Annotated in this window: 2 protein-coding genes (1 of these 2 cut by a window edge); both read left to right on the forward strand. The window is 44.1% G+C overall.

Annotated elements, in window-relative coordinates:
* Positions 1–94, forward strand: partial view of a hypothetical protein gene (locus HYU69_06005; protein ID MBI2269898.1) — the 3' portion only. It extends 1157 nt beyond the left edge of the window; only the last 94 of its 1251 coding nucleotides appear in the window; its start codon lies off the left edge, out of view; its stop codon occupies positions 92–94.
* Positions 76–5523: a gliding motility-associated C-terminal domain-containing protein gene (locus tag HYU69_06010; GenBank protein ID MBI2269899.1), complete on the forward strand. Its 5448-nt coding sequence runs from the start codon at positions 76–78 to the stop codon at positions 5521–5523. The genes HYU69_06005 and HYU69_06010 overlap by 19 nt, the downstream gene beginning before the upstream one ends.
* Positions 5524–6043 lie beyond the last annotated feature (520 nt).

Raw genomic sequence — 6043 nt, forward strand, 5'->3', positions numbered from 1 at the left:
CGCTGTGAATACAACAGGTGCATTAATAAAATTATTATTGCAGGCGGCGGAACAACCGGTGGAACACAGGCGCTGTTGGTGGATACAACAATGACGCCGGTTGCTCCGGTAAATGTTTTGGGTGCAACTGACTCCTATCGTGACATGGCTCTGCTTACCACTGATCCTGACGGAGGTTTTTATTATATGGCCTCCGCGGTAAATTCACTGGGCGGATTTGACAATATCATGTCGAAATGTCCTATCCCCAATCTTATTCCCGTTTCTTTCGCAGTTCCTGATGGACATACGTTTAAAGAAGTAGCCAGCGTAAGCTATTACCCAAGTACTTCCAATGGTTTTAACGGGATGGCTTGCAGTAATAAGTATGTGTATACTTATGATGGCAATTTGCTTAAGAAGTGGAATAAGTATACCGGGGTTTTTGTATCCCAGGTAAATACCGGCGGGATAATGTTCGCTACCGGTGGGCTCAGTGTGGACGGCTGTGATAATGTTTACGCGGGAGCCGGTACCGTGATAAAGAAATACGATTCATTGCTTAACCTGACGTCGACATACAATATCCCTAATGTATGCTACGACCTGAAATTAGCTCCCGGGAATAAGTTATATGCCAGCGGCAAGGCATTTGTTTCACAGATATTTGTTCCGGACAGTAATCATACCGTTATTACTGCTACACCTGCTACTGATTGCAGTACCTGTAATGGTACAGCTGTTGTTGCAAATAGCTGCGGCGCTGCATCGGATTATAAATACCTGTGGTCCGACCCGGGCGGACAAACTACACAATCTGCAACCGGATTATGTGCGGGAAATTATACGGTTACATATACCACCAACTGTCATTATTCCAATACGGCTTCAATAACCGTCGGGGGAGGAAGTTCCGTTTCCATTAATGTTACAGATGCTTTGTGTGCCCAACCGGGTGCCGCTGTTGTAACTGCCACAGGTGGAACAGGTATCCTTACATATACCTGGAGCAACGGGCAGTCAGCACAAACAGCTACCAGCCTGACCGGTGGCGTTTATACGGTAACAGTTACTGATAATAATGGTTATTGCGCTCTTTCAACAGTTGCGATCAAACAGCAAACATTGATCTCCGCTGCGTTAAGCATTACAAATGGTTCCTGTTATGGTTCTGGTGACGGAAGTATTGCTGTTACTTCAACAGGAGGAACAAACCCATTGTCTTATAACTGGAGTAACGGGCAGAGCGCTGCAACTGCATCAGGACTTGCTGCAGGATCATATACCTTAACAATAACAGATTCGGGAGGATGTAGTTATGCAACACAAGCTTCAGTAACTGAACCTCCGGCGTTATACATTCAGGCGCAGCCCGTTAGTACTACTCCTGTATGTTATAATGCGTCAACAGGTGGTGCTACGGTTGTTAATGTAATGTATGGTATATCGCCATATACATACAGCTGGAACGACGGACGGACAGATGTGACAATAACAGGTCTTAGTGCTGCAGTATATACAGTTACAGTTACAGGGGCCAATGGTTGTAGTACCAGTCAGACAGTGGAAGTAAAGCAAAGGCCTTCATTATTCTCAACGCATTATTCGTCGCCCGAAACATGCGGGAGCTCAAATGGTACAGCATCTATATCATTCAGTTCATCATTTTCTGCAAATTATAGCTGGTCACCGACAGGCGGGTCTGGTACAGCAGGCGGATCTGTTTCTGCTTATGGCTTGTCGGCCGGAACATATACGGTAACGGTAAGAAATATTTCCACGGGCTGCATTCAATCTGACACTGTAACTGTTCAGGCAACGGGTATAATCAGTATAGCCATGAGCCAGAATAATGCGGCCTGTCCAGGCTCCGGAGACGCAACGGCGAACCCAAGTGGAGGGAATGGTTCGGCTTTCACTTATTCCTGGATGCCTTCAGGGCAGACTACACAAACAGCTACAGGCCTCTTGTCGGGGGCTTACACGGTTACGGTTATGGATAGCGGAGGATGTACAGAAACAGAAAGTGTAAACATTACTAATAGCGGAGGATTAGTATCCGGTACGGCAGTTATCAATGATGTTATTTGTTACGAAGAGAATAATGGCACCGCCCGGGTGATAGGTTCCGGTGGTGTTGCACCATATACGTATAGCTGGGATACGGGCTGGAGTAATGATACAATTGGCGGACTTACTGCAGGTACTTATACGGTTACAATTACTGATCAGAACGGGTGCGTGTATATTAACCAGGTAATTATTACTGAGCCGCACCTGGACTTTATTACAGGAAGTACTATGCCTGTATGTAACGGAGACAGTACAGGCTCGCTGACGGTTAACAGCGTTAGTAGCGGCACTGTGCCATATACCTATCAATGGAGTGATGGACAAAGTTCTGCCAATGCAACAGGTTTAGCTGCATCAACGTATTCGGTTACTGTAACAGATGCCAAAGGATGTACAAGTACTAAGTCCGTTACATTATTTGATCCGCCTACGTTAATTTCAAGTGCCAATCAATTTCCAGCTACATGCGGGAATAATGATGGAGCGGCGATAGCATATATGAATTCCTCTTCTTTAACATATTCATGGTCTTCAGGTGTATGGGGCTCAGGGGGGTCTTCCGCGTATGCTTATGGATTGTCGGCAGGAACATACACTGTTACAATAAACGACTCTTTTGGTTGTGTTGAAACTACTTCTGTGATCGTAACGGATACGGGAGCTCCGACCCTTGTTATGGCCGTGGACACGACCTGTACGGGGTTAGGACAGGCTACTGTAACGGCAGCTGGCGGTAATGGCCCATATACATACAGCTGGGATCCCGGTGGTCAAACCACTGCTATCGTTACAGGTTTAAGTGCTGGAAATTATGCAGTCACTGTAACAGATAATTCGGGATGTAAAAATATCTCAACTGTAGTTGTTGCGCCTGCACCTGTGTTATCACAAGGCACAATGACGGCAACTAACCCTTTATGCTTTGGGTCGGTTACAGGTAGTGCCGTTGTGAGTAATGTAGGTGGAGGCGTAACGCCTTACACATATAGTTGGAATAATGGAGGAACAACACAGGCTATCACAGGCCTTTCGCCTGCTACATACACATTAACTGTAACAGATAAGAATAATTGCACGGTCGTTCAGGCCACATCCGTTACTGAACCGCCGGACATTACAGTAGGGACAAGCTTTGCTGACCCTGTTTGCGGAGTTCCGAATGGAAGTGCTGCTGTTACTGCAGCTGGGGGCACAGGCAATCTGACTTATTCATGGTCTGGTTCAGGCGGGGCCACAGGACAAGCTATCAACGGCCTTTCTGCCGGTTCATATACAGTTACCGTAACCGATGCGAGTGGATGTGCAAAAACTTCAGTTGTTTCTGTCGTTGATCATCCGGCTCCTTTGATAAGCAATATGGCCGGTACAAACCTTGTTTGCAATAATGATAACAGTGGTTCAGCCACAGTTGCCGCATCGGGTGCAAATGGAACTTTAACCTATAGTTGGAGCAATGGTGTTTCCGGCGCAACTGTTATTACAGGATTGCCCGCGGGAAATTATACGGTAACAGTAACGGACGCGCTGGGTTGTTCTATTGTAAGCATTGTGGGTTTAACCGAGCCAACCATTTTAAGTAATCCGACATTTATGTCAACGGATGATCCATGTGGTCAGAATATTGGTAGTTCTATTGCTTCCGCAAGCGGCGGAACAGGAGCCCTGACGTATTCATGGAGTACAGGCGCTGCCGGTGTTACAGCAGCAAACCTTTCTGCTGCTATATACACATTAACCGTTACTGATCAAAATGGCTGCGCGCAAACCGGAATCGTATCCATCAGTACCATTGCAGGGCCGGTAGTAGCTGTGGTAACGAATGGTGCGATAAGTTGTAATGGCCAAACTGGAACAGTAATTGCAAATGTAAGCGGAGGAGTTGCGCCATATTTATACAGCTGGAGTTCAGGATTGACAGGTGCCACATCATCAGGTGCGATTCTATCGGGAAGTGTCACGGCCGGCACATATACAATAACTGTGACGGATGTCAATAACTGTCTTTCTTCAGGATCACTGACTCTTACCGAACCAAGCTCTCTTTCATTGTCTGTTGTCACGACTAATGCTTCATGTGGAATAAGTAACGGAAGTGCTGCTGCTTCTGTAAATGGGGGAACAGGTTTATATACTTATTCATGGAGCAGCGGGTCAGCAGGAATGACCTCCTCTAATCTTTCGGCTGGTATATATACATTAACTTTATCTGATGGAAATGGTTGTACCCGGACACAAAGTGTATCTGTAAGCAATACCTCAGCGCCGGTAATAAATAGTATTTCACCTGGTAATATACTATGTAAAGGCAGTGTGACAGGCAGCATTGTTGTGAATGCTATGGGAACCTCCGCATTAACGTATAGCTGGAACACCGGAGACACTTCAATTTCAATTAGCGGTCAGCCGGCTGGAAATTATACTGTAACAGTTACAGACGCAATCGGTTGTGTCGTAATAAGTACTGCATCCATTACTGAACCCGCAACTTCTGTTTCTGTTAATACTATTGCAGTTGTAAATACAAGTTGCGGACAGGCGAATGGAGGTCTTGCTGCTTCAGCATCCGGTGGAAGCGGGAGTTTAAGTTATAGCTGGAGCATTGGAATTTCAGGAGCAACTGTTGTTAATCTCACCGCAGGCAATTATACACTTACTGTTACAGACTCCAACGGATGTTCTGCCATAACTTCTTCTGCAATATTGCCCTCTCCGGCATTGTCCTTTAATGTTAATGTAACAAATACCACATGCGGAGGAAAGTCGGATGGCGGGGCGAAGGCCATTCCTTTTAATGGAACACCATTGTATACTTATTCATGGAGCAATGGTGCGACGATTGATTCGGTGGCAAATCTTGCGGAAGGAAATTACACGGTGACTGTAACAGATGCAGTTGGTTGTCAATTAACGACAGTCATAATTATTGTTGCTGCCAATCCAAATCCTCTTGCAGATTTTACTTTTACGCCGAATAATCCGGTTTATAAAGGAACTCAGATCAACTTTATCGATCAATCAACTTCAGGCTCTGTGTTGCTTTGGGATTTTGGCAATGGTAATACTTCAGTAGTACCCAATCCTATACAGACCTATAATGATGCTCTGCAATATTGCATTACCCTGATCGCCACAAGTGCTTTTGGTTGCATGGATACAGCAACACAATGCCTGACCGTTGTAGAAAAGGACACACTTGTAATTCCAAATGTATTTTCGCCTAATGCGGATGGTATCAACGATCTGTTTGTGGTACTGACATCCGGCATGAAAGAGTTTCACTTTGAAATATACGATCGCTGGGGACTTAAAATGTATGATGGTAATTTGCCAAAAATTGAATGGGATGGAATTTCACGCAATGGAAAGGAAGCTCCTGATGGAACGTATTATTTTATTTACAACGGGCAATCCAACAAAGGAAAACTATATGATGGCGCAGGTTTTTTACAATTGTTGAGGGGTGGAAAATAATTGTATGCTTTTATGCCAATTAATTTTTAAGATTTTTTTTTCAGCCCCCACTTGTTTTTTAGAATATTATTCGAAGGGTTGAATACATTCAGCAACCGGAGAGAATATTTTCGCACATGCCCTCCTTCTTAGCAATAGTATTTATTTTGTAACAGCAGTTTCCAGCAATAAAATATGCAGGAAGAAATTGGTGATGGAATAACTACTTCTTTTCTTGGGGATATTAAACTCCTTTACAATTTTCCTCCCGAGTTTGACACTCGAATCGAGGTCGCAACCCTACAGCCCTTGTTAATGCTGCATTCTTGTTTGGATTTTAAAATTTTGTAGTGAACAAACATTAACAAAACGTTGTTAATACTTGCCTTTAGGCTTGTGATTTATACCAATTATAAATAAAATTAAGTCCAATATTTGCAGAATAGATTTTTTTATTATATTTGGACTAAACTATAAATATAACAATATGTCATTCGCAAAAACAATACACATCAAAGAGAGTGTGAAGGAATTATCCCAG

This window comes from Bacteroidota bacterium (assembly GCA_016183775.1).
Classification (GTDB): Bacteria; Bacteroidota; Bacteroidia; order JABDFU01; family JABDFU01; genus JABDFU01.